20 protein-coding genes and 2 pseudogenes are annotated in these 22,648 nt (G+C 74.7%); 11 read left to right on the plus strand and 11 right to left on the minus strand.

Annotated elements, in window-relative coordinates; genetic code table 11:
* Nucleotides 1-38: 38 nt before the first annotated feature.
* Together ABTY15_RS23360 and ABTY15_RS23365 are read left to right on the plus strand one after the other, a co-directional pair.
* Nucleotides 39-1,301: an NAD(P)/FAD-dependent oxidoreductase gene (locus ABTY15_RS23360; protein ID WP_350597560.1), complete on the plus strand. Its 1,263-nt coding sequence runs from the start codon at nucleotides 39-41 to the stop codon at nucleotides 1,299-1,301.
* A 10-nt stretch (nucleotides 1,302-1,311) separates the two neighbouring features.
* Nucleotides 1,312-2,274, plus strand: a complete 963-nt coding sequence (locus ABTY15_RS23365) for a sigma-70 family RNA polymerase sigma factor (RefSeq protein WP_350597567.1) — start codon at nucleotides 1,312-1,314, stop codon at nucleotides 2,272-2,274.
* Between the two features lie 49 nt (nucleotides 2,275-2,323).
* On the opposite strand, the gene ABTY15_RS23370 is transcribed toward ABTY15_RS23365, so the two are convergent.
* The 4 genes from ABTY15_RS23370 to ABTY15_RS23385 all read right to left on the minus strand — a co-directional run bounded on the left by ABTY15_RS23370 (nucleotide 2,324) and on the right by ABTY15_RS23385 (nucleotide 7,111).
* Complete coding sequence (locus tag ABTY15_RS23370; RefSeq protein WP_350597572.1) at nucleotides 2,324-3,115, minus strand: (2Fe-2S)-binding protein; 792 nt, start codon at nucleotides 3,113-3,115, stop codon at nucleotides 2,324-2,326.
* A gap of 197 nt (nucleotides 3,116-3,312) precedes the next feature.
* Nucleotides 3,313-3,873 carry a hypothetical protein gene (locus ABTY15_RS23375; protein ID WP_350597578.1) on the minus strand — a complete coding sequence of 187 codons (561 nt, stop codon included), beginning with the start codon at nucleotides 3,871-3,873 and terminating at the stop codon, nucleotides 3,313-3,315.
* A gap of 495 nt (nucleotides 3,874-4,368) precedes the next feature.
* A complete protein-coding gene (locus ABTY15_RS23380; protein WP_350597584.1) occupies nucleotides 4,369-6,033 on the minus strand; it encodes a peptide-N4-asparagine amidase in 1,665 nt (554 codons plus the stop codon).
* A gap of 175 nt (nucleotides 6,034-6,208) precedes the next feature.
* Nucleotides 6,209-7,111 (minus strand): LysR family transcriptional regulator, encoded by a 903-nt coding sequence (locus tag ABTY15_RS23385; protein WP_350597591.1) that lies wholly within the window; start codon nucleotides 7,109-7,111, stop codon nucleotides 6,209-6,211.
* A 231-nt stretch (nucleotides 7,112-7,342) separates the two neighbouring features.
* Here ABTY15_RS23385 and ABTY15_RS23390 point away from each other — a divergent pair, with 231 nt between their 5' ends.
* Nucleotides 7,343-8,257, plus strand: coding sequence for a pseudouridine-5'-phosphate glycosidase (locus ABTY15_RS23390; RefSeq protein ID WP_350597692.1), 915 nt, complete (start codon nucleotides 7,343-7,345; stop codon nucleotides 8,255-8,257).
* A gap of 4 nt (nucleotides 8,258-8,261) precedes the next feature.
* Entirely contained in the window at nucleotides 8,262-9,152 is an 891-nt protein-coding gene (locus ABTY15_RS23395) for a carbohydrate kinase family protein (protein WP_350597597.1), read from the plus strand.
* Between the two features lie 52 nt (nucleotides 9,153-9,204).
* On the opposite strand, the gene ABTY15_RS23400 is transcribed toward ABTY15_RS23395, so the two are convergent.
* On the minus strand, nucleotides 9,205-11,016 hold the full coding sequence (locus ABTY15_RS23400; RefSeq protein WP_350597601.1) for a DNA polymerase/3'-5' exonuclease PolX: 1,812 nt from the start codon (nucleotides 11,014-11,016) through the stop codon (nucleotides 9,205-9,207).
* Between the two features lie 271 nt (nucleotides 11,017-11,287).
* On the opposite strand from ABTY15_RS23400, the gene ABTY15_RS23405 reads away from it, so the two are divergent.
* The 3 genes from ABTY15_RS23405 (at nucleotide 11,288) to ABTY15_RS23415 (ending at nucleotide 14,270) form a co-directional block, all read left to right on the plus strand.
* Complete coding sequence (locus ABTY15_RS23405) at nucleotides 11,288-12,022, plus strand: histidine kinase (protein ID WP_350597607.1); 735 nt, start codon at nucleotides 11,288-11,290, stop codon at nucleotides 12,020-12,022.
* Nucleotides 12,023-12,148: 126 nt separating this feature from the next.
* Complete coding sequence (locus tag ABTY15_RS23410) at nucleotides 12,149-12,766, plus strand: ArsR/SmtB family transcription factor (protein ID WP_350597615.1); 618 nt, start codon at nucleotides 12,149-12,151, stop codon at nucleotides 12,764-12,766.
* Nucleotides 12,767-12,797: 31 nt separating this feature from the next.
* Nucleotides 12,798-14,270: an MFS transporter gene (locus ABTY15_RS23415; RefSeq protein ID WP_350597623.1), complete on the plus strand. Its 1,473-nt coding sequence runs from the start codon at nucleotides 12,798-12,800 to the stop codon at nucleotides 14,268-14,270.
* A 52-nt stretch (nucleotides 14,271-14,322) separates the two neighbouring features.
* On the opposite strand, the gene ABTY15_RS23420 is transcribed toward ABTY15_RS23415, so the two are convergent.
* Entirely contained in the window at nucleotides 14,323-15,036 is a 714-nt protein-coding gene (locus ABTY15_RS23420) for a DUF6629 family protein (RefSeq protein WP_350597630.1), read from the minus strand.
* A 195-nt stretch (nucleotides 15,037-15,231) separates the two neighbouring features.
* A pseudogene (locus tag ABTY15_RS23425) lies at nucleotides 15,232-16,071 on the minus strand (DMT family transporter); the annotation flags it as partial.
* A 261-nt stretch (nucleotides 16,072-16,332) separates the two neighbouring features.
* Between ABTY15_RS23425 and ABTY15_RS23430 the strand changes: the two are divergent.
* Nucleotides 16,333-16,596 (plus strand): dsRBD fold-containing protein, encoded by a 264-nt coding sequence (locus ABTY15_RS23430; RefSeq protein WP_350597698.1) that lies wholly within the window; start codon nucleotides 16,333-16,335, stop codon nucleotides 16,594-16,596.
* 462 nt (nucleotides 16,597-17,058) lie between these two features.
* Here the strand turns inward: ABTY15_RS23430 and ABTY15_RS23435 are convergent.
* Nucleotides 17,059-17,574: pseudogene (locus ABTY15_RS23435) on the minus strand (carboxylesterase family protein); the annotation flags it as partial.
* Nucleotides 17,575-17,647: 73 nt separating this feature from the next.
* Entirely contained in the window at nucleotides 17,648-18,418 is a 771-nt protein-coding gene (locus tag ABTY15_RS23440) for a class I SAM-dependent methyltransferase (RefSeq protein ID WP_350597636.1), read from the minus strand.
* 137 nt (nucleotides 18,419-18,555) lie between these two features.
* On the opposite strand from ABTY15_RS23440, the gene ABTY15_RS23445 reads away from it, so the two are divergent.
* Nucleotides 18,556-19,206, plus strand: coding sequence for a hypothetical protein (locus ABTY15_RS23445; protein WP_350597640.1), 651 nt, complete (start codon nucleotides 18,556-18,558; stop codon nucleotides 19,204-19,206).
* A gap of 42 nt (nucleotides 19,207-19,248) precedes the next feature.
* Here the strand turns inward: ABTY15_RS23445 and ABTY15_RS23450 are convergent, their stop codons facing one another.
* A complete protein-coding gene (locus ABTY15_RS23450) occupies nucleotides 19,249-20,190 on the minus strand; it encodes an alpha/beta fold hydrolase (protein WP_350597648.1) in 942 nt (313 codons plus the stop codon).
* A 110-nt stretch (nucleotides 20,191-20,300) separates the two neighbouring features.
* On the opposite strand from ABTY15_RS23450, the gene ABTY15_RS23455 reads away from it, so the two are divergent.
* Complete coding sequence (locus ABTY15_RS23455; RefSeq protein ID WP_350597653.1) at nucleotides 20,301-20,756, plus strand: MarR family winged helix-turn-helix transcriptional regulator; 456 nt, start codon at nucleotides 20,301-20,303, stop codon at nucleotides 20,754-20,756.
* A gap of 106 nt (nucleotides 20,757-20,862) precedes the next feature.
* Here the strand turns inward: ABTY15_RS23455 and ABTY15_RS23460 are convergent, their stop codons facing one another.
* The gene (locus ABTY15_RS23460; RefSeq protein WP_350597658.1) at nucleotides 20,863-21,789 is read right to left on the minus strand and encodes an AEC family transporter; all 927 of its coding nucleotides are present in this window, start codon (nucleotides 21,787-21,789) and stop codon (nucleotides 20,863-20,865) included.
* A 142-nt stretch (nucleotides 21,790-21,931) separates the two neighbouring features.
* Between ABTY15_RS23460 and ABTY15_RS23465 the strand changes: the two genes are divergently transcribed.
* Nucleotides 21,932-22,384 carry an HD domain-containing protein gene (locus ABTY15_RS23465; RefSeq protein ID WP_350597663.1) on the plus strand — a complete coding sequence of 151 codons (453 nt, stop codon included), beginning with the start codon at nucleotides 21,932-21,934 and terminating at the stop codon, nucleotides 22,382-22,384.
* Nucleotides 22,385-22,648: the final 264 nt, after the last annotated feature.

Genomic DNA, 22,648 nt, shown 5'->3' on the forward strand with positions numbered 1-22,648 from the left:
CAAGTCACCGGGAGCAAGCGAACCGACAGGAGCAGCAGATGAAGCACCGCATCGTCGTCCTCGGCGCCGGCTACGCCGGGTCCTACGTGGCCGGGAACCTGGCCCGCCGGCTGTCCCCGGCGGACACCGAGATCACCGTGGTCAACGCCGAGCCGGACTTCGTCCAGCGGTTGCGGCTGCACCAGCTCGCGGCCGGCCAGGAGATCGAGGCGCCGCGGCTCGCCGACGTCTTCGCGGGCACGGGGATCCGGCTGCGCCTGGCCCGGGTGACCGCCGTCGACCCCGAGCGCCAGGTCGTCGCCCTGGCCGACGTGGACGGGCGCGACGCCGACGGGCACGACACCGACGGGCATGACCCCGACGGGCACGGCGCGAAAGGGCGCGGCGGCGAGCTCGGCTACGACACGCTCCTCTACGCGCTCGGCAGCCACGGCGCCGTCCACGGCGTCCCCGGCGTGGCCGAGCACTCCTTCGACGTCAGCGGCCGGCCCTCGGCGCTGCGCCTGCGCGAGCGCCTGGACGACCTGAGCACGCGGGGCGGCGGGCGGGTACTGGTCGTCGGCGACGGGTTGACCGGAATCGAGACCGCCACCGAGATCGCCGAGTCCCGGCCCGGCCTGTCGGTGACGCTGGTCGCCCGTGGCGAACTGGGCGCCCCGCTCTCCGCCCGGGCCCGCGGCCACCTGCGTCAGGCCTGCGACCGGCTGGGCGTCACCGTCCTGGAGCACACCGCCGTCGAAGCCGTCGAAGCGACCCGGGTGCGGTGCGCCGACGGCACCGCTCCGGCGTCCGACGCCACCGTGTGGACGGCCGGGTTCGCGGTCAGCCCGATCGCCGCCGCCGGTGGGCTGGAGGTCACCGAGGACGGCCGGATCGTCGTCGATCGCACCATGCGGTCGGTCACCCACCCGAACGTCTACGCCGTCGGCGACAGCGCCCACGCCATCGGCGACAACGGCCGGCCGCTGCCGATGTCCTGCGCTTCGGCCGGCTACACCGGCATGCAGGCCGCGGCCGCGATCGTGGCACAGCTGACCGGCCGCAGGATCCCGCGGACGAAGCTGGAGTACCTGGGCAACCACATCAGCCTCGGGCGGCGGGACGGGATCCTGCAACTGGTCGACGGCGAGGCGCGGGCGAAACCGACGTGCGTGGGCGGCCGGAAGGCCGCGCGGATCAAGTCCGGCATCCTCAGGATGTCGCTGTGGACCACCTCGCACCCGACCTTCGGCCTGCCCAGGCGCAGGCGCCGCCTGGTCGCCGCGCCGAACGCGGCCGCCCACCAGACGGTTGCCGCTTAGGGTGGTCCGCGTGGACGGCACCGTCACCGACCGCTACGACACCAACCGGTTCGAGGCCGGCCGGAACCGGCTGGCCTCACTGGCGTACCGGCTGCTGGGCTCCGCCGCCGACGCCGAGGACGCCGTGCAGGACGCGTTCCTGCACTGGCAGGCCGCCGACCGGCAGCAGATCAAGGTGCCGGAGGCGTGGCTGACCAAGGTCGTCACCAACCTGTGCCTCGACCGGCTCCGCTCGGCACGAGCCCGCCGCGAACGCACCGTCGGCGCCTGGCTGCCCGAACCGCTCCTCGACGGCGACCCGATGCTCGGCCCGGCCGACACCTTCGAGCAGCGCGAATCGGTCTCGCTGGCCGTGCTGACCCTCATGGAACGGCTGTCACCCCCGGAGCGGGCCGTCTACGTGCTGCGCGAAGCGTTCTCCTACAGCCACGCCGAGATCGCCGAGATCCTCGACATCACCGAGTCCGCGAGCCAGCAGCACCTCCACCGGGCCCGGCGTCGCATCACCGCCGCACGCCGCCGGGCCGGCGGCGAGGTTGACCAGGCATCCGCCCGCAGGATCGTCGAGGAGTTCCTCGCCGCCGCCTCCTCGGGCCGCACCGAACGGCTGGTGGCGCTGCTCACCGACGACGCGACCGCGGTCTCCGACTCCAACGCGGCCGGCCTGGCCATGACCCTGCTGCGGTACGACACTCCGCAGCGCGTCGCCGCCATGGCCCGGGCCGGCTTCAGACCCACACCCGCGAAACGGCGACTCGTCGGCGGCACGCCCGCCGTCCACTACGCGGTCGTCAACGGGGCGCCCGCCATGCTCTTCGTGCTCGGCGACCGGGTCATCGGCGTGGTGACGTTCGACCTCGCGGGCGACCGGATCGCCACCGTGCGCGGCATCGCCGCCCCCGCCCGGCTCCTCCGCCTCGCCGGAGCCTGGCGGCGGCACGAACCGGACGTGCCGCTCGTCGCCCAGTGGTGACCCGTTGCCGACCGGGGCCCCCGGGTGCGGAGACGGTGAGCGGGTGGCTTCAGGGCCGGGTCTTCGGGCCCGGGCGGACGGGGGGCCGGGTGAAGCAGCAGTCGCCGCAGACGCCGGCGCCCGGCCCGACCCGGTAGTACAGGCAGCAGCTGGTGCGCCGGAAGGCGGTGCCGCGCGGGCCGGTGCGCAGGGTGCCGGTGCCGGCCAGCGGCGGGCGGTCGAGCAGCTCGGCGACCAGGGCCCGGGCGGGGCCCGGCGCGTGGGCGTCCAGGACCCGCAAGGTGCCGGCCAGCGCGGAGGCGGCGTTGCCCAGCAGCAGCCGGCCGGAGAGCGGGACGGCGGCCTGGATCGCCGCCGCCAACGGCTCCAACTGGCCGACCAGGACGATCTCGTGCAGCCGGTCGGCGAGTCGTCCGGGGTCGGGGGCCGGCGCGTCGAACGGTTCCGGAGGAGCCCAGAGGTCGATCGGCCCCTGCTCGGGCAGGCGCACCCAGGCGTGCGTCAGCCTGGGCACCGTGCCGAGCAGAACGGCCGCCCCGAGCCCCACCGACCAGAGGCGGGCGGCCAGTCCGAGGTGCAGGATCGATGCGGCGACCCGGGGTTCGGTGGTGCCGAGCCGCTGTGCCACCACGCGGATCCGCCCGGCCAGCGGCGCGTCCGGTCCGGTGCCGTACAGCTCGGGCAGCGGACGGTAGCCGGGTGGCGGGGCCGCGTCGGGCGAGGCGGCGGTGTCGAGCGCGAAGTACGGGCCGACGGCGGCGAGTTGGTGGTAGTCGGGTCGGGGTCGGCCGGGACGGGGGTGATCGGGCCGGCCGTGGTCGGGGTCGGGGGCGGGGTTCAACGGCCCTCCCCGGTAAGGTCGTTGAACCCCGCACCCGGTCCGGAGGCCCCGGCCGTGGCATCGGGAGCGGTGCGGCGCCCGATGCGCGGCGCGGGCGGGTGGTGGTGGACGGGCATCTGGCGGGCCTCCGGGGCGGTCGACGGTCGGTCGGCGGGCGGTTGCGGCACCGGCCCCCGGGCCCCGGCCCGTCGGGCGGGTCAGCCGCGCACGGTGAGGTCGCCCGTGGTCGTGCGGATGAACGGTACCGTGCCCTGGCAGTCGGAGACCGGCAGGCCGAACATGCCCCAGACCCAGCCGATCCGGTCCCCGTGCCGCCCGTTGTCCTGCACCGTGAGCGCGACCTTCTGGCCGATCAGCGGCCGGTCCGGGAACCACGGCGCCTGGCCCCCGGTGACCACGCCGGTGGCGATCGCGTCCCGCCCGCCCACGGCCAGGCAGGTGATGTCCCCCTCGAAGTCGGCGACCAGCCGGCCGTCGGTGTGGACGTGGGTGACGTGGAAGTGGCCGGTGGTGGCCGACGGATCGGTGTTGCGGGTGGAGCGCGCGTCCAGCTCCAGGTGGACCGGGTCGCCGGCGAAGTCGCGGAACTCGGAGGTGAGGACGGTACCGGCCTTGCCCTGCACCCGGACCGTACCGGCGGCCCCGTCCCCGGTGCCGTTCCCGGTGCCGTTGGACGAGGCGGCGGCGGGCGCGGCGGCGGCGACGGTCGCCAGCAGGCAGAGGGCGGCGGCGGTGACGGCGGGGCGGCGACGGTTCATGGCTGGGCTCGACCTTCTCGCGGGCGGAATCTCCGGTGCACCCACTCTCGCCGCCGCCGCCGCGCCGGACCTCCCGCTGTGGAGGGGAGTTGCCGCACCACCCCCTCCGCCCCGAGGAGGAGCCCGCCTCCCCCGCGAGAGCTGCCCCGTCCCCGCCCCGGCACCGCCCGGACGCGACTGCGCGCCCACGGGGCCGAGGGGATGCTCCGTGGGCGCGCGGAACCTGCGAGGTGGGGGTGGCCTCCGGACTTCGTACTGCGTGTCCTCCGGCCGAAAGTTCGATCGTCGACCGAGGTAGTACCAGCGGCAGACCCTGATCCGTCTCGATCTGTCGCCACTGCCTCCTGCGGTCGAACTCCTTCAGCTACCTCGCAGGTCCACCTCCCATCATGCGCCTCCTACGCCGTGTGCACCAGGGGTCAACCACCCGAAATCGGGCGAATTTAGCAAACCGGCCGTGGGTCGACGGCTATCAACGGCGATCCACGACGCGCCTCACGCCTTCGGCCAGCCGTCGACGAAGGAGAGCGTCCGGTGGTACGGCCCCTCCGGCCCGGTGCTCCGGTAGTCCTCCGTGCTGGAGCCGGTGCGGACGGTGCGGTCGCCGTCGTGGCGGTGCGCGGTCGGGCGCAGCGTGTGGTCGACGGTCGAGCGCTCGGTGACGTGGCCGCCGGTCGCCGTGGTGGCCTCGCGGTGGTAGCCGAGGTCCATGGCGGTCTGCTGGTCGGTGTTGCCCGCCGCGTCGTGAGTGACGCGGTAGGTGACGTCCAGCGGTTCGCCCTCGTGCACGGTGGTGGTGCGGTGCGGGCCGCCGCCCCAGCTGCTGGTGGTGCGGGTGAGATCGGTGGTGTTGTGCAGGGTGATGTCGTTGCCGCTGTCGCGCAGTTGTTGGGCGGAGGAGAAGGCGAGGTCGTCGCGGACCTCGGTGGTGATCCGGCCGTGCGAGGTCTGCACCCAGCCCCGGGCGCTGTCGTGCCGGGCGGCGGTGACCGTCCAGTCGCCGCTGCCGCCGCCGTGGTCCGCGAGCGCGGTGCCGAGGGTGGCCTCCGGGGCGACCCGGTGGTCGGTGAGCTGGCCGGTGGTGCGGGCGGAGCCGTGGTCGACGTCGGCGAACAGGTTGACCTGGCCGGTCCAGACGTCGTTGCTCTGCGCCTCGGCGGCGTTCACCGTGATGCCGACGGTGTGCGGCCGGCCGTCGAGCAGCAGCCCGACGTACGGGGTCAGGTCGAGCCGGTAGGCGGGCAGGTCGAAGGCGAAGACGCCGGGGACGGGCCGCCACAGCAGCGGGTCCCAGCCGCCGGTGTAGATCACCGGGTACGGCCAGACCGCGCCGGCCGTCCGCCCGTCGACGGTCAGTCGCAGTTCCCGGAACGGGCCCTTGCCGCAGGCCCCGATGCTCGGGTTGGCGCGGACGAACTCGTCGGGCGCGGAGGCGTACGCGAACTCCTCGCAGGCGCCGCCGCCCCGGGTGTACACCTCGGCGGTGAGGCGCTCCAGGTTCTGCGGGAAGACGAGCTCCCGGCCGGCCGTCGGGGCGGCCTGGGTGAGCGCGAACGGGCCGGTGGTGAGCAGCCGGTCGGCGGTGCGGGCGGCGGGCCACCGGGCGTCGGCGGTGTAGAAGGTCAGGCTCGCGGTGATCGTGAAGACGCCGGTGTAGGTGGCGTCGGTGACGTTGGCGAGGTCGAAGGAGAACGGCTGCGGGCCGGCGGTGAACAGCGGCGCGTAGCGGGTGAGATCGCGTTCGAGGTTCCACTCGATGCCGTCCTTGGACGGCTCCGGGGTGGAGGAGAGCAGCACCTGGACGCCGCCGACGCGGACGCTGAAGAGCCGGTCGAACTGCCGCCCGGCGACCTGGCCGTGGAGGTCCAGCACCACCGCCGACCAGGGGCCGGCGCAGTCGGCGGGCGGGGTGACGGTGGCGGTGTACGGGGTGTCGGGCGGGTTGCCGTAGCCGTTGCGGAACTGCTGCTGGTGCATCACCTCGACGGTGCAGGCGCGGCTGTCGGGGCGGGTGAGCGGCCGGGTGGCGGTGACCGGGTCGTGGTAGTCGGTGCCGAAGTCGGCGTGCGCGGGGCCGGCGGCGGTGAGGGTGGCGGCGACGGTCAGGGCGGTGGCGCCGAGTAACCGGGCGGCGCAGCGGAGGAGTTGGCGGACGGCCAAGGGGTGTCCTCGGGGTCGGGCGGTCCGCGGGCGGTGCCGTGGACCGGGTGGACGGTGCGGGCATCCTTGCGGCGGTGGCATGCCAGCGTCAAGGAGTGCGGGGCGTCCCCCGGCGTCCCCCGCAGGGCCTTCGTCGCAGGCCCTCTGCCACCGGTCCTCCGTCACGGGTCCTCCGTCACAGGGCCTCCAGTGCCGCCGCCTCCTGCCGGATCAGGTCGCGCAGCGCGGCGAGCCGGGGCCGGCCGTCGTCCAGCCGCCACTGCATCTCCAGCGGCAGGACGGCCCGGCCGTCCAGCCGGACGGTGGCCACGTCCTCGGTGAGGTGACCGGTCATCGAGCCGGGCACCAGGGAGAACGCGCGGTTGCGGGCGAGCAGGTAGAGCCGGGAGCCGACGATGCGCGGCGGGCTGACCAGGACCGGCGGGTCGACCCCGTGGTCCGCGCAGAGGCCGAGGACGTGGTCGTAGTAGCGCGGGTGCTGCTCGCGCGGCCACAACAGCAGCGGCAGGTCGCGCAGTTCGGCCAGCCCGACGGCCGACCGGCCGGCCAGCGGGTGGTCCCGGCCGAGGGCGACCAGGACCGGCTCGTCGGCGATCCGCTCCAGCCGGTAGCCGGGCACCTCGTGCAGGAAGCGGCCGAGGCCGATGTCGGCCAGCTCGGCGGCCAGGGTGTTGGACACCTGCCCGGTGTCGACGGCGAGTTCGGCGGTGTGCAGCGCGGGCAGCTCCTGCTCGGCGCGGCTGACCACGGCGGGCAGCAGCCGGTTCACCACGCTCGGCGAGGCGACGATCCGGGCCGTCCCGAGCCGGGACTCCTCGTGCAGCCGGACCCGGGCCAGCAGCGTCCCGGCCTGCGCCAGCAGCCGCGCGCTCTCGGCGGCCATCACCTCGCCCGCCTCGGTGAGGGCGACGGACCGGCGGCTGCGGTCGAACAGCTCGACGCCGACGGTCCGTTCCAGCCGGGCGACCTCCTGACTGACCGTCGGCTGGGAGATGTGCAGCCGTTCCGCCGCCCGCCCGAAGTGCAGTGTCTCGGCGACGGTCAGGAAGACTTCGAGCTGACGCAAGGTGAAACCCATGGTGGGAAGCCTAGGCGCCAACCGATAGCCGGACGTCTATCGGATGCCCCAGGACTCATTCTGGATTCCGATGTGAACCGTCCATACGCTGAACGGCACGTTGCCCCACCGCAGTGGCATCTCACAGAGAGCGCGCCTCGCATCATGACCGGACAGCCCCCCATCAGTGCCCCCGACGCTCCCGACGCTCCCAGTGCCCCCGACGCCGTCGGAGCTCCCGCCGCCGGCGGGATCCGCGTGTCCGAGGAGGTCGCCCAGGCCGTCGCCGACGGTCGTCCGGTGGTCGCCCTGGAGTCGACGATCTTCACCCACGGCCTGCCGCGGCCGCGCAACCTCACCGTCGCGCTGGAGGCGGAGGAGCAGCTCCGGAAGGCCGGCGTCGTCCCGGCGACCATCGGCGTGTTCGCCGGGGTGCCCACCGTCGGCCTGACCACCGGACAGATCACCGAGTTGTCCGGGACGGACGGCTTGGACAAGGTGAGCCTGCGCGACCTGCCGGTGGTGGCCGCGCTCGGCCGGCACGGCGGCACCACCGTCGCCGCCACCGCCTTCCTCGCCCACCGCGCGGGCATCCGGGTCTTCTCCACCGGCGGGCTCGGTGGCGTCCACTTCGGCGCCTCCGAGAGCTTCGACGAGTCGGCCGACATGACCACCCTCGCCGCGACGCCGGTCACCGTGATCAGCGCGGGCGTGAAGTCCATCCTCGACATCCGGGCCACCCTGGAGCGGTTCGAGACCTTCAACATCCCGGTCATCGGCTACCGCACCCGCAAGTACCCCGGCTTCTACATCACCGACTCCGGCCACGAGATCGCCTACCGCGTCGAGTCGCCCGAGGAGGCCGCCCGGGTCATCGAGGCCCGCGACCGCCTCGACCTGCCGCAGGCAGTCCTGATCGCCAACCCGGTCGACCCGGCCAAGCAGCTGCCGCCGGAGGAGCTGGACGGCATCCTCGCCCGGGCCTGGGCCGAGGCCGAGCGGCAGGGCGTCACCGGCAACGCCTCGACGCCGTTCCTGCTCGACCACATCCAGCGCGACACCGGCGGCCGCAGCCTGGAGGTCAACATCGAGGTCTACCGGGGCAACGTCCGGCTCGGCGGTGAGATCGCGACCGCGCTGGCCGCCGCCGCCACGACCGGGGCCTGACCCCGTGCTGGGGGTGCTCGGCGACCTCGTCGAGGACATCGTGGTCTGGGTCGACGGCCCGCTGCGGCACGGCACCGACTCCAGCGCCCGGGTCTTCCGGCGACGCGGCGGCAGCGCGGCCAACGTCGCCGGGTTCGCCGCCGCACGGTGCCCGGCCCGCTTCATCGGCTGCGTCGGCGACGACCCGGTCGGCGACGGCGTCGTCGCCGAACTCACCGGCCACGGCGTGGACGTACGGGTGGAGCGGCGCGGCCGCACCGGCAGCATCGTGGTGCTCATCGACCCGGACGGCGAGCGCACCATGCTGCCCGACCGGGGCGCGGCGACCCTGTTGGAGCCCGTCCCGGACGCCTGGCTGGCCGGCCTCACCCACCTGCACGTGCCCGCCTACTCCTTCGACGGCGAGCCGGTCCGCCGCGCCGCCGTCGACGCGCTCGCCCGGGTCCGGCGAGCGGGCGGCACCACCTCGGTGGACGCCTCCTCGACCGGCATGCTGGAGCAGTTCGGGCGGGCGCGCTTCCTGGACCTGGCCGAGGAGTTGGCGCCGACCTTCGTGTTCGCCAACCGCTCGGAGTCCGGGTACCTCGGGCTGCTGGTGGACGGCCGGCCCGGGCCCGAGCGGGCCAGGCTGGCGGCCACCACGGTGGTCACCAAGGCGGGGGCCGAGGCCACCACCGTCGACGTGCCCGGGGAACCGCTGTTCACCGTGCCGGTGCCGCCGGTGCGCGAGGTCCGCGACCTGACCGGGGCGGGGGACGCCTTCGCGGCCGGGTTCCTCGCCGGGTTCCTGGCGGACGGCGACCTGCGGCGGGCCGCCGGGCTCGGGCACGGGTGTGCGGCGCGGGTGCTGGCCTCGCCGGGGGCGTCGTTCGGGGAGCCGGGCGAGACGGGGTGACGGGGGTGGGTGGCCTCGGGTCTTCGGTCGCCCCGGGGCCGCCCGCGCGCCGTCAGTGCTGCGCCTCCTTGCGCAGGAAGCGCTTGAGGCGCTGCCACGGCCAGGTGTTGATCACGTCCTCGGTGGTCAGCCAGCCGCGCTGCGCCGTGCCGATGCCGTAGCGCGGGTAGGCGAGGTGCGGGGTGGCGTGGGCGTCGCTGTCGATCGCGAAGCGCACTCCGTGGCGCTTCGCCCGCAGGACGTCCTCGTCGCGCAGGTCGAGCCGCTGCGGGGAGCTGTTGATCTCGATCGCGGTGCCGGTGCGCGCGGCGGCCGCGAACACCGCGTCCAGGTCGACGTCGATCGGTCCGCGACGGCCGATCCGGCGGGTGGTGAGGTGGCCGATGACGTGCACGTACGGGTTCTCGCAGGCGCGGATCAGACGGCGGGTCTGGGCGTCCCGGCCGGCGGTGAAGTGCGAGTGCACGGAGGCCACGCAGACGTCGAAGCCGGCCAGGAACTCGGGCGGCCAGTCCACGCCGCCGTCCGGACCGATGTTCAGCTCGGTGCCGTGCAGCAGCCGCAACTTCTTGTGCCGGTCGGCGAGTCGGCGCAGCTGCTCGCGCTGGGCGAGCATCTTCTCGTCCGTCATCCGCTGCATCACCAGGTCCGGCGCGTGGTCGGTGACGGCGTAGTAGGAGTAGCCGCGGGCGGCCGCGGTGTCGATCATCTCCTCCAGGGTGGCCAGCCCGTCGGTCAGGTCGGTGTGCGTGTGCAGGTCGCCGCGCAGGTCCGACTCCTGGACCAGGTCCGGGAGTTCACCGCGCAGGGCGGCCTCGATCTCGCCCCGGTCCTCGCGCAGCGGCGGCGCGATCCACGGCAGCCCGAGCGCCGCGTACACCTCCTCCTCGGTGGCCGACACCACCTTCTCGCCGGCCTCCGCGTTGCTCTTGGCCTTGCTCGCCGCCTTGCTCCCCGTCTTGCTCCTCGTCTTGCTCGCCGCCTTGCCCTCCGCTGGTTCGTCGGCCCGGAACAGCCCGTACTCGGACAGCTTCAGCCCGGCCCGGACGGCCATCGTGCGCAGCTTGATGTTGTGCGCCTTGGAGCCGGTGAAGTACACCAGCGCCGCGCCCCAGTCCTCCTCCGGGACCACCCGCAGGTCGACCTGCACGCCCTGGCTGGTCCGCACCGAGGTCTTGGTCGGGCCGCTGCCGATCACCTCGGCCACGTACGGGAGTTCGGTGAGCGCGGCCATCAGCGGGGCCGAGTCGGCGGCGGTCGCCAGCACGTCGATGTCGCCGACCGTCTCGCGCATCCGGCGCAGCGAACCGGCGTACGCGCAGCGGGTGCAGCCGGGCACGGCCGACAGCGCGGCGACGAGCTGTTCGGCCAGCTCGGTGGCCTCGTCGAGCAGGGTCCGCCCGCCGGACTGCCGCATCAGCTCGATGCCGTGCAGGATCTTCTCGCCGCTGCGCTCGCCGAATCCGGCCACCTCGCCCAGCCGGTCGGCGCGGATCGCCTCGGCCAGTTCGTCCACGGAGGCGATGCCGAGGTCGCGGTAGAGGGCCAGGGCGCGCTTCGGGCCGACGCTCGGTACGGCCATCATCTCCCGTACACCGGAAGGGATTTCGGCGCGCAGGGTCTCCAGGGCGGTGATCTTCCCGGTGGTGAGGTACTCGGCGACCTTCTCGGCGGTCGACTTCCCGACCCCGGGGATCTGTTGCAGGCCCTTGACGTCCAGTCCGGCGAGGTCCCCGGGGTGTCCGCCGACCGCGCGGGCGGCCTTCTCGTAGGCGCGGGCCCGGAAGGCGTCCCCGCCGGTGATGTTGATCAGGTCGGCGTACTCCTGGAGCAGCTCCCGCACCTGGTCGTTGAGCCGGGGCATGGGGCCAGTCTAGGTTCGGCGGGGCGGCCGCGCCGCCCTTCCCCGCCCGCCCTGCCTGCCCCCGCCCTACCGTGCCCTGCCCCGCCCTGCCCCGCCGGTCGGCGGGTGTGGCACCGGCCGCTCGGCGGGGGCAGATGTCCGGTTCGCGTCCTAGAGCCGGATTGTCACCCGGTCGGAGGAGGCGCAGGCTGGCAGCAGGGCCTGGGAAGCGGCCCGTTGCGGTCGGCCGCGGAACCGAGGACGGCTGCCGCACACGTGCGAGGGGCAAGCAATGGCACGCCGGAATCTCTGGGGCTACGTCTCGTCGGGGGCTCGGGCGCTCGGCGCGCTCGGCGTGGCGGGCGGCTCGGGCCGGGTGGGTGCGCCGGGCCGCGTGGGCGGGGCCGGTCGGGTCGGCGGGGTCGGTGGCGCTGCGCTGGACGAGGATCCCGGTCCGTACCACCCGGGCGAGATGGCCGGGCCCCGCGCGCTGTCGCGGTCGGAGCTGGAGCGGCTGCGCTGGACCGGTCGGCAGGCCGGCTGCGAGCCACAGGCGCGGCACGTCCAGGTGGCCGAGGTGGTCCGGCGGGTGGTGCGCGGCGGCGGCCGGGCGGCGGTGGTGACGGTACGGCTGGCGCCCGGGCTGCCGGTGGTGACCGGGGACGCCCGGCGGCTGGAGTCGGCCCTGGCCGGGCTGGTCGACCACGCGATCCGGCGCAGCCCGCTGGGCAGCCGGGTGATGGTCCGGGTCGACGTCGCGGGCGCGGCGGGGGCGCGCGCGGTGGCGCCGGGCGGGGCCGGTGCGGTGGGGCGGCCGCGGGGCCGGGTGGAGATCCGGGTGTCGGACCGCGGCCCCTGCGAGCTGCCCGAGGCGCGTGAGTGGCTGCTCGCGGGCGTACGGGCCGACGGCCCGGTCGGGGCGGCCCTGCACAGCCTGGTGCTGGCCTCCGGCGGGCGGCTCGCGGTCGAGTGCACACCGGGCGGCGGTCTGACCGTGGTGCTGCTGCTCACCGTGGCCCACACCTGACCTGCTCCGCTCTCAACCCCCCTTTCACCTGCGGCTCTTCGGCGCTGGGGGAGCCCTGTCGGTACCGCAAAGACTTCTTCGCAAAAAACATTTGCAAAGGGGTCTTTGTGGTTCTACGCTCCTGCTATGACCGATGAACGCCGCTGGCCGCACAGCAAGGATCCGCAGACCGACGTCGTGCTCAACGCCAAGGGGCTGCGGGCGTTGGCCCATCCCGTCCGCATGCAGCTGCTCGGGCTGCTGCGCAAGGAGGGGCCGTCCACCGCGACGAGGCTGGCCGAGCGTCTGGGCCTGAACTCCGGCGCGACCAGCTACCACCTGCGCCAGCTCGCCGCCGCGGGCTTCGTGGAGGAGGACGAGGAGCGCGGCAACGCCCGCGAGCGCTGGTGGCGGTCGGTGCACAAGCTCACCGTCTGGACGGGGGAGGACATGGCCGCCGAGGAGCCGGCGGCCGTCACCGACTACCTGCGGTCGGTCCTCGCGGCGCACACGCTGACCGCCCAGCGGGTGGTGAACGCGTTCGAGACCATGCCGAGGGAGTGGCGGAAGTCGGTCGACCTCAGCGATCTGGTGCTCCGGCTCACGCCCGAGGAGGCGCAGGAGCTGTCCGAGGAGATGACGGCCCTGATCGGGCGCTACCGGCGGGTCGACCTGGGCGGCCCGATACCGGAGGGAGCCGAGCAGGTGAGCGTGGTCTACCACGTGCTGCCCGAGCCGCAGACCGTCACCGAGGACGCCGAGTAGCCGGCCGCTACGACCGGGGGAGGGGAACGTCATGACCACCACTGCCACCACCACTGCCACCACCACTGCCACCACCACGGGGTCCACCACCACGGGGTCCGCCACCGCGGCACGCACCACCGCCGTCGCGGGTCCGCCCGCCCGCAGCCTCCGGCCGCTGGTCGGGGTGCTCGCCGCCACGGCCGTGTCCCTGACCGGGACACGGGTCTCGGCGATCGCCCTGCCCTGGTTCGTGCTGGCCACCACCGGCAGCGCCACCATGACCGGCCTGGTCGCCTTCGCCGAGATGACGCCGTACGTGCTGGTCAAGGCGCTGACCGGGCCGCTGGTCGACCGGCTGGGCCCGCGCGTGGTGTCCTGGACGACGGACGCGGTGAGCGCCGTCGCGGCCGGGCTCGTCCCGCTGCTGCACGCGCTGGGGCTGCTGCCGTTCGGGCTGCTGCTGGCGATGGTCGCGATGATCGGCGCGATGCGCGGCCCGGGGGATCTGGCCAAGTCCGTGATGGTCCCCGAGGCCGCCGACCACGCCCGGATGCCGTTGGAGCGCGCCACCGGTCTCTCCGGGGTCACCGAACGGCTGGCCTCCACGATCGGCCCGGCGGTCGGCGGCGGACTGGTCGCGCTGATGGGCCCGATGGCCGGGCTGGCGGTCAACGCGGCCACCTTCGCCCTCGGCTCCCTCGTCATCGCCCTCGCCCTCCCGCGCGGCATGGGCCGCTCGGCGGCCGCGCCGGAGGCACGGGTGTCCGCGGGTGCGGAGGAGGGCCCGGGTAAGGAGGAGGCCTCGGGCGCCGAGGAGACCTCAGGGGCGGAGCAGGCCGAACCGGCCGGCTACTGGCGGATGTTCCGCGAGGGCTTCACCTTCCTGCGCAGCGAGCCGCTGCTGCTCACCGTGATCGTGATGGTCGGCATCACCAACCTGCTCGACGCGGGCTTCATAACGGTCCTGGTCCCGGTCTGGGCGCGGGAGTCCGGCGGCGGCCCGGCCGCCATCGGCCTGACCGGCAGCGTCCTCGGGATCGCGGCGGTGGCCGGCAGCCTGATCGCGGCCGCGGTCGCCCACCGGCTGCCCCGTCGAACGGTGTTCTTCGCCGGGTTCCTGCTGGCCGGTGCGCCCCGCTACATCGTGCTCGCCCTCGACGCGCCGATGTGGGTGGTGCTCACGGTCTTCGCCATCGTCGGCTTCGGCTCCGGCTTCCTCAACCCGATCCTCGGCGCGGTGCTCTTCGAGCGCGTGCCCCGCCAGCTCCTCGGCCGCGTCCACGCCCTCGGCGACTCCCTCGCCTGGGCCGGCATCCCCCTCGGCGGCCTGCTGGCCGGCGCGGCGGTCGCCCTGGTCGGCCTGATACCCACCCTGGTGGCCGGCGGCCTGCTCTACTTCGCCACCACCAACTTCGCCGGCCTCCGCCCCGAATGGCGCACCATGGACAGCCGCCGCCCGGAGCCCACCGAGGCAGCCCCGGCAGCCCCGGCCCAGCCGGAGCCGGTCGCCGCCGGCTCGTAGTCCGCTGGGCGGCTTGACTGAGCGTCCGTGCCCGCCGCCGGACAGTCGCGGCTCAGCGGTAGGAGCCGTGCCGGTGCTGGTGCGGCTCGGCGGCGGGCACGGGCGGGCCGGACGGCGGTTGAGCAGCCCAGTGGAGCAACAGGACGCTGACCAGGGCCGCCACGGCGCACCAGGTGGAGACGAAGGCGAAGCGCCACAGCAGGGCGCACAGGGCGGCGCCGATGCCGGTGAGCAGGCCGAGGCGGCGGAGCAACCGGTCGCCGCTCACGAGGAGGGAACCGATGGTCGCGAGGAGATAGCCGGACAGGAGGAGGCCGGGATGCGGGATGCCGATGCCGTAGCCGAGGGTGTGGCCGTGTTCGGCCGCCGTCACCGGGTGGGTGGCGACGGCCGTGCCGAGGGGGATTGCGACCGTCGCACCGAGCAGGATGAGGGCGGCGAGGAGGCGGCGTCGGGCGGGCCCGGTGGGGCCGTCGGGTTCCCCGGCCGCGCACCACACCCCGGTGGGGACCAGGACGGGCAGCAACGGCAGGGCGATCACCGCCCATGTGGTCCGGGCCGCGTCGGCGAGGGCGGCGGGCAGCGCGCCGTCCGTCCCGAGCCAGACCAGGGCCTCGACCAGCTGGTGCAGGCCCAGCACCAGCGGGAGCCCGGCGAGTACCAGCCGTCGGGGCCGTCCGACCCGGTGCGCGCGTACCAGGCAGAGCACGCCGACGGCCGCCACCACCCCACCGGCCACGGCGTCCGCCTGCGCGCTCCAGCACATCGCCCGCCCCGCCTATCCGCCCCGGGCCTTGCCCCCGCCCTCGCCCCCTTCACCGTCCCCGCTCCCGCCTCTGCTCCCGCCTCTGCCCTCGCCCTCGCTGTCCCGGTCGGCACCCGGCTGACCGCCCGGCTCCTCCCCCTCGGACCCGTCCTCCGGCGATGCCCCGACGCTCTCCAGGATGTCGCCGACGCTCCCCGGCATGGCCGGGTGACGGCCGATCACGATCACCCCGATCACCATGGCCACCAGTCCGGCCACCTCCCAGGCCAGCGCGCCGGGGGTCACCCGCAGCCGGTCGCCGAGGAAGCCGACCGCGCAGGCGATCCCGGCCACCGGCTGGGCGGCGGTCAGCGCGGGCAGCGACATCCGCAGGGGCGCGGCCTCGAAGGCGCTCTGCACCAGCAGCAGTCCGACCACGCCAGCCGCCACCACGGCGTACGGCTGCCAGCTCCGCAGCACCGCGTCCACCCCGTTGTGGTCCAGGCGCTGGGTGGTGGTGCGGGTGAGCGCGTCCTGGAGGCCGTAGAGCAGACCGGCGGCGAGCGCGAGCAGGGTGGCCTCCTCGAACAGGGGCAGCCGCCGGGCCATCGAGACCAGCAGCAGGGTGAGTCCGACCACCGTGCCGATCACCAGCCAGTGCCGGAGCTCGCTGGCGGGTTCCCCGCCGCCCTTGGGCTGGCCGGCCACGATGAACGCGGTCACCCCCAGCCCGAGCAGCAACACCCCGGCCCAGCCCGAGCGGCCGAGGGTCTGATGGGTCAGCATCCGGGAGAGCGCCATGGCGAACAGCAGATTGGTCGCGAGCAGCGGTTCGACCAGGGACACCTCGCCCTGGTTGAGGGCGAGCGCGGAGAGGATCAGGCCGCTCACCATGAACCCGGTGCCGAGCAGCCACTCCGGCATCCGCATCAGGTCCAGCAGGAGGCGCCAGTGCAGCAAGTCGGCACGGGGGGCCCGCTGCGCCGCGTGCTGTTGGAGGACGAAGCCGAGTCCCAGGAAGCAGGCGGCGCTCAGGGCGAGGAGGAAGACCGCCACGAAGAGCCATCCGGTTGTCGCTGCCCGCGCCGCGCCGGTGGGTCCGGGGTCCGTCGGCGGTCGCGGCGCGCTTCCGTCAGCGTACCGCCGGGGCGCCGCCGGGGCCGTTCGGGCGCGGGGCGGTGGGCCGGGCCGGCGCGGGGTGGCCCGCGCTTGCCGCTTCGGGCGGGGCGGGCGCACGCTGGTGTGAGCGGCCACGCGGGCCACCGCCCGTACCGGTCCGGACAAGGCGCTTCGGGGGCCGGCGCCAGGAGGTGTGGCATGCACAACCAGTGGGATGTGGAGCTGAGCTTCGAGGAGGACGGCGTGCACACGGCGTGTGACGCCAGGCTGACGGGTGCGCGGGCACCCGGTCTGAGCGCCCACGGGGAGGCCGTGAAGAGCGCCGAGGACCGCCCGCTCGCCAGGATCGGCGAGGAGATGGCGGCCTCCCGCGCCCTGGAGGAACTGTCCCGCAAGCTGCGGGCCCAGGCCACCGGGGAGATCGACGACGAAGGGCGCCGGCCGGGCTACCTGGTGTACTGACCGGCCGATCGGGCCGAAGCGGCTGAACGTCGGCACCCACCGCCCCCGGCCCGGCCGGGGGCAGCGGTCGGTCACGGCTGAGCCCGGCCGCCGCTTGCGGTCGGCGCCGTGTGCTGGCCAGTCGGCCGGCCCGCCGGTGCGGGCGAACTCGATCCAGCGGGCGTGTACGGTCCGCACGAGGTCGGCGGGGGCATCGCGGGTGTCCCGGACGAACGGGATGTCGATCAGCTGGCAGGCCCCCAGGGGCAGGTCGGATCCGGTGGCCACCGGCGAGCGCCTGCCCAGTTCGAACACGTACGTCGGGGCCGTGGCTTTCGTGCGGGCGTCGGCGACCCGGTAGCTGGGGATCCGGGAGAACCGGTCGGTCATCACGGCCGCGAACACCTCGGCCGGCACCGAGCGGGGATAGGTCGGGTGGGCGTCGGCAGCGTCGGCACCGTCGGCGTCGGCGGTCTCCCTGCGCGGGGTGACGAAGATGCGGTGCTCCTCGGTCGTGGTGCCGATCAGCAGCGGGACGTCGGACCCCGCGCTCGCAGCGATGGCGTGGATCGGCGCCCGTGCCAGCAGGTCGCCGTCGATCACCGGCAGGAAGGACATGCCGCAGGAGTCGATGGTGCTGTCGCCGTACTTCGAGCGGTAGGCGCCGGCGACGACGTCCTGGTGCACCTGCTGCTGGGCTTCGATGAGGCCGCCGGGGGCGATCCGGCTGAACTCCGCGAAGGTGGGCGCGATGCCCAGTCGGCGGGCGACCTCCTCGACGACGAGTGCCGCGTCGTTGACGGTCTGGCCGATGTGGGCGGTGCCGCTCTGCACGATGGCCTTGTGGAACAGTCCGGTGCCCGTGGACAGCAGGGCCGGAATGCTCATCGCCCCGGCCGACTCGCCGAACACCGTGACGTCGTTCGACGGTCGGTGCGGCCGAGGCAGCCGACGGTCCACGAGAAGACCACCGAACGGGGCGTGTGCGTGGACATTCACCCTGGGCTCACCCGAACGAGGTAGCCCAGGGCGGCATCGCCGTAGCCCCCGCCCAGGGGGAAGGCGGTCGCGACTACGCGGATCCAAGGCGTGCGAGATGGACGGTGATGTCGGCGGAGATCTCGACCGTCTCGGGCAGGACCTGCGCGATCGCCTCGAACACCAGCTGTCGTGCCGGTTGCGGCAGTTGGAGGTACGCCGAGACGGTCGAGAGGTGGCCGACGTAGTCGGCGGCGGGCAGCGTCAAGCGCCGCTTGACGACGGACTGCTGGACGTCCAGGAACAGCGGGGACCGGAGCAGCTCGGTACCGGGCCACTGCATCTGCGCGTCCGGCGTTGTGCCGTCGGGCGACGGAACCTCGTCGCTGTCCAGGAACGGCGCCCGGGCCGCTCGCACGGCCTCCTCGACCGCGGGGTCGGCCAGCTGGAACGGGCCACCGAAGGAGGCGAACACGCCGCCCGGTTCCAGCAGCGCCGCCACCCGGGACCACCGACCCTCCGGGCGGGTCCAGTGCAGGGCCGCCGCCGCATAGACCAACCCGTAGGTCTCCCCCGGCCGCGGGTCCAGGTCCTCGAGGGAGGCCTGAACGGGCGTCACGTTGGCCGGTGCCGTCCTCCGCAGTTCGGCGAGCATGGCGGCGTCGGGCTCGGTCGCCGTCACGGCGACCCCGTGTCCCGCGAACAGGCGGGTCGCCTTGCCGGTCCCCGCGCCGATCTCCAGGGCCGTCCGAACCGGCCGGCCCGCATACGCCGTCACCGTGGTGAAGAGCTCTTCCGGATACCCCGGCCGGAACCGTTCGTAGGCTTCGGCGATCGCGCCGAAGCTCAGGGCACGAGCAGACATGCCGAGCATCCTGGCACGACCGGGGCGGACGGCAGACCGATTTTGCGAAGGCCGCTGCTCTGCGAAGGCCGCTGCGGCCGGGCTTGGCGCGATCCGCAGGGCCGCGTTCCGCAGGCGCCGCTCGTTAGCCTGTGCGGATGGGAGTGGACATCACCGTGGTCATGGTCGACTGGGCGCAGCTGGCCCGGATACCCGCGGACGGGCGGCTGGCGGCGCTGGATGATGCGGTGTATCCGCCGTACTGCTGCGCGTCGTGCGAGGACGCCGACTACGCGGTGGAGGGCGGATGGGTGTGGCCGCGGCAGTCGCGGTGGTGCGCCGAGTACCGGTTCTTCGGGACCACCGGCTCCTGGGGCTGGCACCTCCACCTGGCCAACGCCTGGGCGGACATCAGGCCGTTGGCCGCCCCCGACCTGCGGGACGCCCTCGACTGCTTCCTGGGCGGCCTGGTCTGGGACCGCCCGGACGAGGCCCCGGGCTCGGGACCGGGAACGGAGACAGCAGCGGACGACGAGGACCCGCCGGCGGGCGGCTTCCCCGACGACCCCGTGCCGTGGCGCCCGCGCGTACATCTGGTGCGTGCGCCGGACGAGGTGCCGGCCCTCGTGCGCGCCTGGAACGCGGCCGAGCCGCGGCTGGAGGAACTGCGCGAGCACTTCGACGCCGAGGTCGCGTCCTGGGCGGCCCGGCCCGCGACCTTCGACGCCGCCGTCGCGCTGCTGCGCGAGTGGGGTGAGGTGGTCACCCGGGCCGGGGCGCGGGGTTGGGGCCTGATCGGACTGCGGTAGTGACTGACGGGCGGGCGGGTGGCGGCCCCGGGTGAGCCGCGGTCAGGTGTGGGGGTCGGCGAGGAAGTCGGTCAGGTGGGCGTTGACCTCGGGGGCCGCCGCCATCGGGAGGGCGTGGTGCGAGACCCCGGGGACGACGTCGACGACGGCGGCGGGCAGGGCGCGGCGGGCCGCCCGGGCGAGCCGGTGGGCGTCGTGGGTGCGGGACCGTTCGGCGAGCAGGACGAGGGTCGGCGTGGTGAGCCCGTGGAGCCGGTCGGCCGAGGGCCGGGGGCCGGTGACGACCCGGGAGGCGGGGAAGTCGGCGTACCCGAGGGCGTACACCTCGCGCCAGTCGGCGTCCGGGTGCGGGCCGCTGCCGGTCTCCCAGTCGAGGTAGGCGCGGGCGCGGGCGGCGGTGCGGCGGGGGAGGAAGAGCGGCAGTGCGCGCAGCAGGTAGCCGGGGCGGAAGCCGGCGAAGCACTGGGTCGGGTCGAGCAGGGCGAGCCGGCGGACCCGCTGGGGCGCGTGGAGGGCGTACCGGAGGGCGATCCAGCCGCCGTACGAGTGGCCGCAGAAGTCGACCGCGGGGGCGCCGGGTTCACCGAACGCGCCGGCTTCGCCGAGGACACCGGCTTCGCCGAGGACGGCATCCAGGACGGCGTCGAGCCAGCCGAGCAGTCCGGGGAGGCCGCCGAGCGGGCTGCCGTCGTGGACGCTGCGCCCGGGGTCGCCGATGAGGTCGACGGCGAGGACGCGGTGCCCGGCGCCGGCGAGCGCCCCGGCGTTGGCGAACCACATGGCGGAGGTGGCGCCGCCGCCGCTCAGCAGGACGAGCGGCCGGCCGTCGCGCGGGCCGCAGACGTTGATCCGGGTGGTGCCGTGGGCGGTGCGGACGGTGTGGGCTTCGACCGGGACGGGCCAGCGGGCGAGCAGGGCGTCGTAGGCGGAGAGGAAGTCGGCGGGCGGCGCGGTACGGGGGCGAGAAGCGGTCGAGGGGGACAAGGCGGGCCTCCATGGGAGAGGATGACATCGCTCGCTGAGCAAGTATCTCGCTGAGCGAGAGAATAAGAGGGAGAGTACCGGCAGATTCCTGCCGGAGGAAGGACGAGAGGATGTCCGAGGCCGAGGAGCCGATGCGGCTGGTCCACCTGCTGCGCGGGCTGACCGTCGAACTCGATCTGTTCGGAGCCGAGTTCGCGGCCCGCCACGGGCTGCACCCGACGGACCTGCGGGCGCTGATCCACCTGCTGGACGCCGCCCGGGCCGGCGAGGTGGTCACCCCGGGGCGGCTCGGGGAGGCGCTGCGGCTGAACTCGGCCGGCACCACCGGCCTGCTGGACCGGCTGGAGCGGCTCGGGCTGGTCCGTCGCGAGCGCGACCCGCAGGACCGCCGGAAGGTCCGGCTGGTGGTCGAGGAGCGGGCGATCGAGCTGGGGCAGGGCTTCTTCGGCGGGCTGATCGGCGATCTGGTGGCGGCGATGGGGCGGTTCGACCCGGCGGAGCTGGCGACGGCCCGGCGCTTCCTGCTGGCGATGACCGAGGTGGTGGCCGCCGCCCGGGAGGCGTGAGCCATCGGCTGGCTCCCCGGTCGGCGGCCGGCGGTCGGCGCGTCAGGCGACCGGTGCGTCAGGCGATCGGTGCGTCAGGCGGCCGGAGGGTCAGGCGGCCGGAGCGTCAGGCCGGTCCGAGCAGCCAGCTGATCAGGGACAGGGTCGCCATGGACACCAGGGTCGACCAGAGCACCGCGTCCCGGGCGAGGTCGGTGCCATGGCCGTACTCGCGGGCGTAGACGTAGACGTTCTGTGCGGTGGGCAGAGCGGAGAACAGCACCACGGTGAGCAGCTGGTGGGCGGGCAGGTGGAGCAAGGAGGCGGCGACCGCGTAGGCGGCCAGTGGCTGGACCAGGGTCTTGACCGCGACGGTCAGCCCGACCTCGGCCCGGCGTGACGGGCCGCCGGCGGGCGGCCGGTTGTGCAGCGAGATGCCGAGCGCGACCAGGGCGGTCGGTACGCCGGCGCCGCCGAGCAGTTCGCAGGAACGGTTCAGCTCGGCGGGCAGGTGCAGCCCGGACGCGGAGACGGCGGCGCCGAGCGCGGTCGCCAGCAGGATGGGGTTGCGCACCGGCAGGGTGAGCAGGGCCCGGCGCCCGGCCGCGCCGCCGTCGAGGACGGCCAGCACGACGGGCGTGACCACCAGGATCTGGAACAGCACCACCGGGGCGACGAACGAGGCGTCGCCGAGGACCTGCATGGTCACCGGGATGCCCAGGTTGGCCGAGTTGACGTACCCGGAGGCCATGGAGCCGATGGCGAGTTCGCCGGGCTTGCGCCCGACCAGGAAGTGTCCGGCGAGCAGTCCGAGGCCGGTCGCGACCGCGGTTCCGGCGGCGAAGGCGAGCATCGACGGGTTGGCGAAACGTTCCAGCGGAGTGCGGGCGATCATCAGCATGAGCGCGGCCGGCATCGCCACGTGGAAGACGAACCGGCTGAGCACCACCTCCGCCTGCGACCCCAGCAGCCCGGTCCGCCCGACCAGGTAGCCGACTCCGGTCAGGGCCCAGATCGGGGCGAAGCCGGACAGCAGCGGGTGCAGGGATGGCATGGTTCCTCGGGTCGCTCGCACGGTCGGCCGGGTCCGGCGGGCGGGGGTTCCCGCCCGGGGCAGTAAACCAGCGCCGCCCGGGGCGTTCGCGAGTGGGTCCGGCGTCCGGCGGGAGTCGTCGGACGCGCCCTAGGATGAGCTGATGGAGTATCTGAGCCTGGCCGAGGTGGAGACGATCGCGCGCCGTGCGCACGAGGGGCAGGTCGACAAGAACGGCCACCCGTACGCCGAGCACATCGCGGCGGTCGCGCACGGGACGGCCGCCCGCGGCGGCAGCGAAGCACAGATCGCGGCGGGCTGGCTGCACGACACCGTCGAGGACGGGCGGCTGAGCCGCGACTGGCTGGCGCGGGCCGCCCTGCCCGACGAGGTCAAGGTCATCGTGGACGCGCTCACCCGCCGACCCGACGAGCCGGTCGAGGAGTACGCCGCGCGCGTCCTGGCCACGCCCGGCGCGCTGCTGGTCAAGCGCGCCGACCTGGCGCACAACTCGGACCCGGCCCGGCTGGCCGCCCTGGACCGCGCGACGGCCGAGCGGCTGGCCGCCAAGTACGCGCGGATGCGGGAACTGCTCGGGCTCACCGGCGAACTCTGACGGCCCCGGGCCGCCCCGGGCCGCCCCGGGCCGCCCCGGGCCGCCCCGGGCCGCCCCGGGCCGCCCCGGGTGCGAGCCGGACCCCGGGTGGGAGGGAACCCCGGCGCGAGGGGGCCCCGGGTGGGGAGGGAACCCCGGGTGCGAGGCGGGCCGGGACAGGGACCACCGGAGCAACCACGAGAGCCCCGGTGGTCAGCCGCTCGGCCTGCTCGGCGCCGACCCGGCGCGGCAGGGTGTACGTCCAGTACTCGGAGCCGTACAGGC

Source organism: Kitasatospora sp. NPDC097643, assembly GCF_040302625.1.
Taxonomy (GTDB): Bacteria; Actinomycetota; Actinomycetes; order Streptomycetales; family Streptomycetaceae; genus Kitasatospora.

What these genes read in the sequence shown, in the direction of transcription:
- ABTY15_RS23360 (WP_350597560.1), top strand. Translation starts at nt 39, where the DNA reads ATGAAGCACCGCATCGTCGTCCTCGGCGCCGGCTACGCCGGGTCCTAC.
- ABTY15_RS23375 (WP_350597578.1), bottom strand. Translation starts at nt 3,873, where the DNA reads ATGAACCGTCGCCGCCCCGCCGTCACCGCCGCCGCCCTCTGCCTGCTG.
- ABTY15_RS23385 (WP_350597591.1), bottom strand. Translation starts at nt 7,111, where the DNA reads ATGGGTTTCACCTTGCGTCAGCTCGAAGTCTTCCTGACCGTCGCCGAG.
- ABTY15_RS23400 (WP_350597601.1), bottom strand. Translation starts at nt 11,016, where the DNA reads ATGCCCCGGCTCAACGACCAGGTGCGGGAGCTGCTCCAGGAGTACGCC.
- ABTY15_RS23405 (WP_350597607.1), top strand. Translation starts at nt 11,288, where the DNA reads ATGGCACGCCGGAATCTCTGGGGCTACGTCTCGTCGGGGGCTCGGGCG.
- ABTY15_RS23410 (WP_350597615.1), top strand. Translation starts at nt 12,149, where the DNA reads ATGACCGATGAACGCCGCTGGCCGCACAGCAAGGATCCGCAGACCGAC.
- ABTY15_RS23415 (WP_350597623.1), top strand. Translation starts at nt 12,798, where the DNA reads ATGACCACCACTGCCACCACCACTGCCACCACCACTGCCACCACCACG.
- ABTY15_RS23420 (WP_350597630.1), bottom strand. Translation starts at nt 15,036, where the DNA reads ATGTGCTGGAGCGCGCAGGCGGACGCCGTGGCCGGTGGGGTGGTGGCG.
- ABTY15_RS23430 (WP_350597698.1), top strand. Translation starts at nt 16,333, where the DNA reads ATGCACAACCAGTGGGATGTGGAGCTGAGCTTCGAGGAGGACGGCGTG.
- ABTY15_RS23440 (WP_350597636.1), bottom strand. Translation starts at nt 18,418, where the DNA reads ATGTCTGCTCGTGCCCTGAGCTTCGGCGCGATCGCCGAAGCCTACGAA.
- ABTY15_RS23445 (WP_350597640.1), top strand. Translation starts at nt 18,556, where the DNA reads ATGGGAGTGGACATCACCGTGGTCATGGTCGACTGGGCGCAGCTGGCC.
- ABTY15_RS23455 (WP_350597653.1), top strand. Translation starts at nt 20,301, where the DNA reads ATGTCCGAGGCCGAGGAGCCGATGCGGCTGGTCCACCTGCTGCGCGGG.
- ABTY15_RS23460 (WP_350597658.1), bottom strand. Translation starts at nt 21,789, where the DNA reads ATGCCATCCCTGCACCCGCTGCTGTCCGGCTTCGCCCCGATCTGGGCC.
- ABTY15_RS23465 (WP_350597663.1), top strand. Translation starts at nt 21,932, where the DNA reads ATGGAGTATCTGAGCCTGGCCGAGGTGGAGACGATCGCGCGCCGTGCG.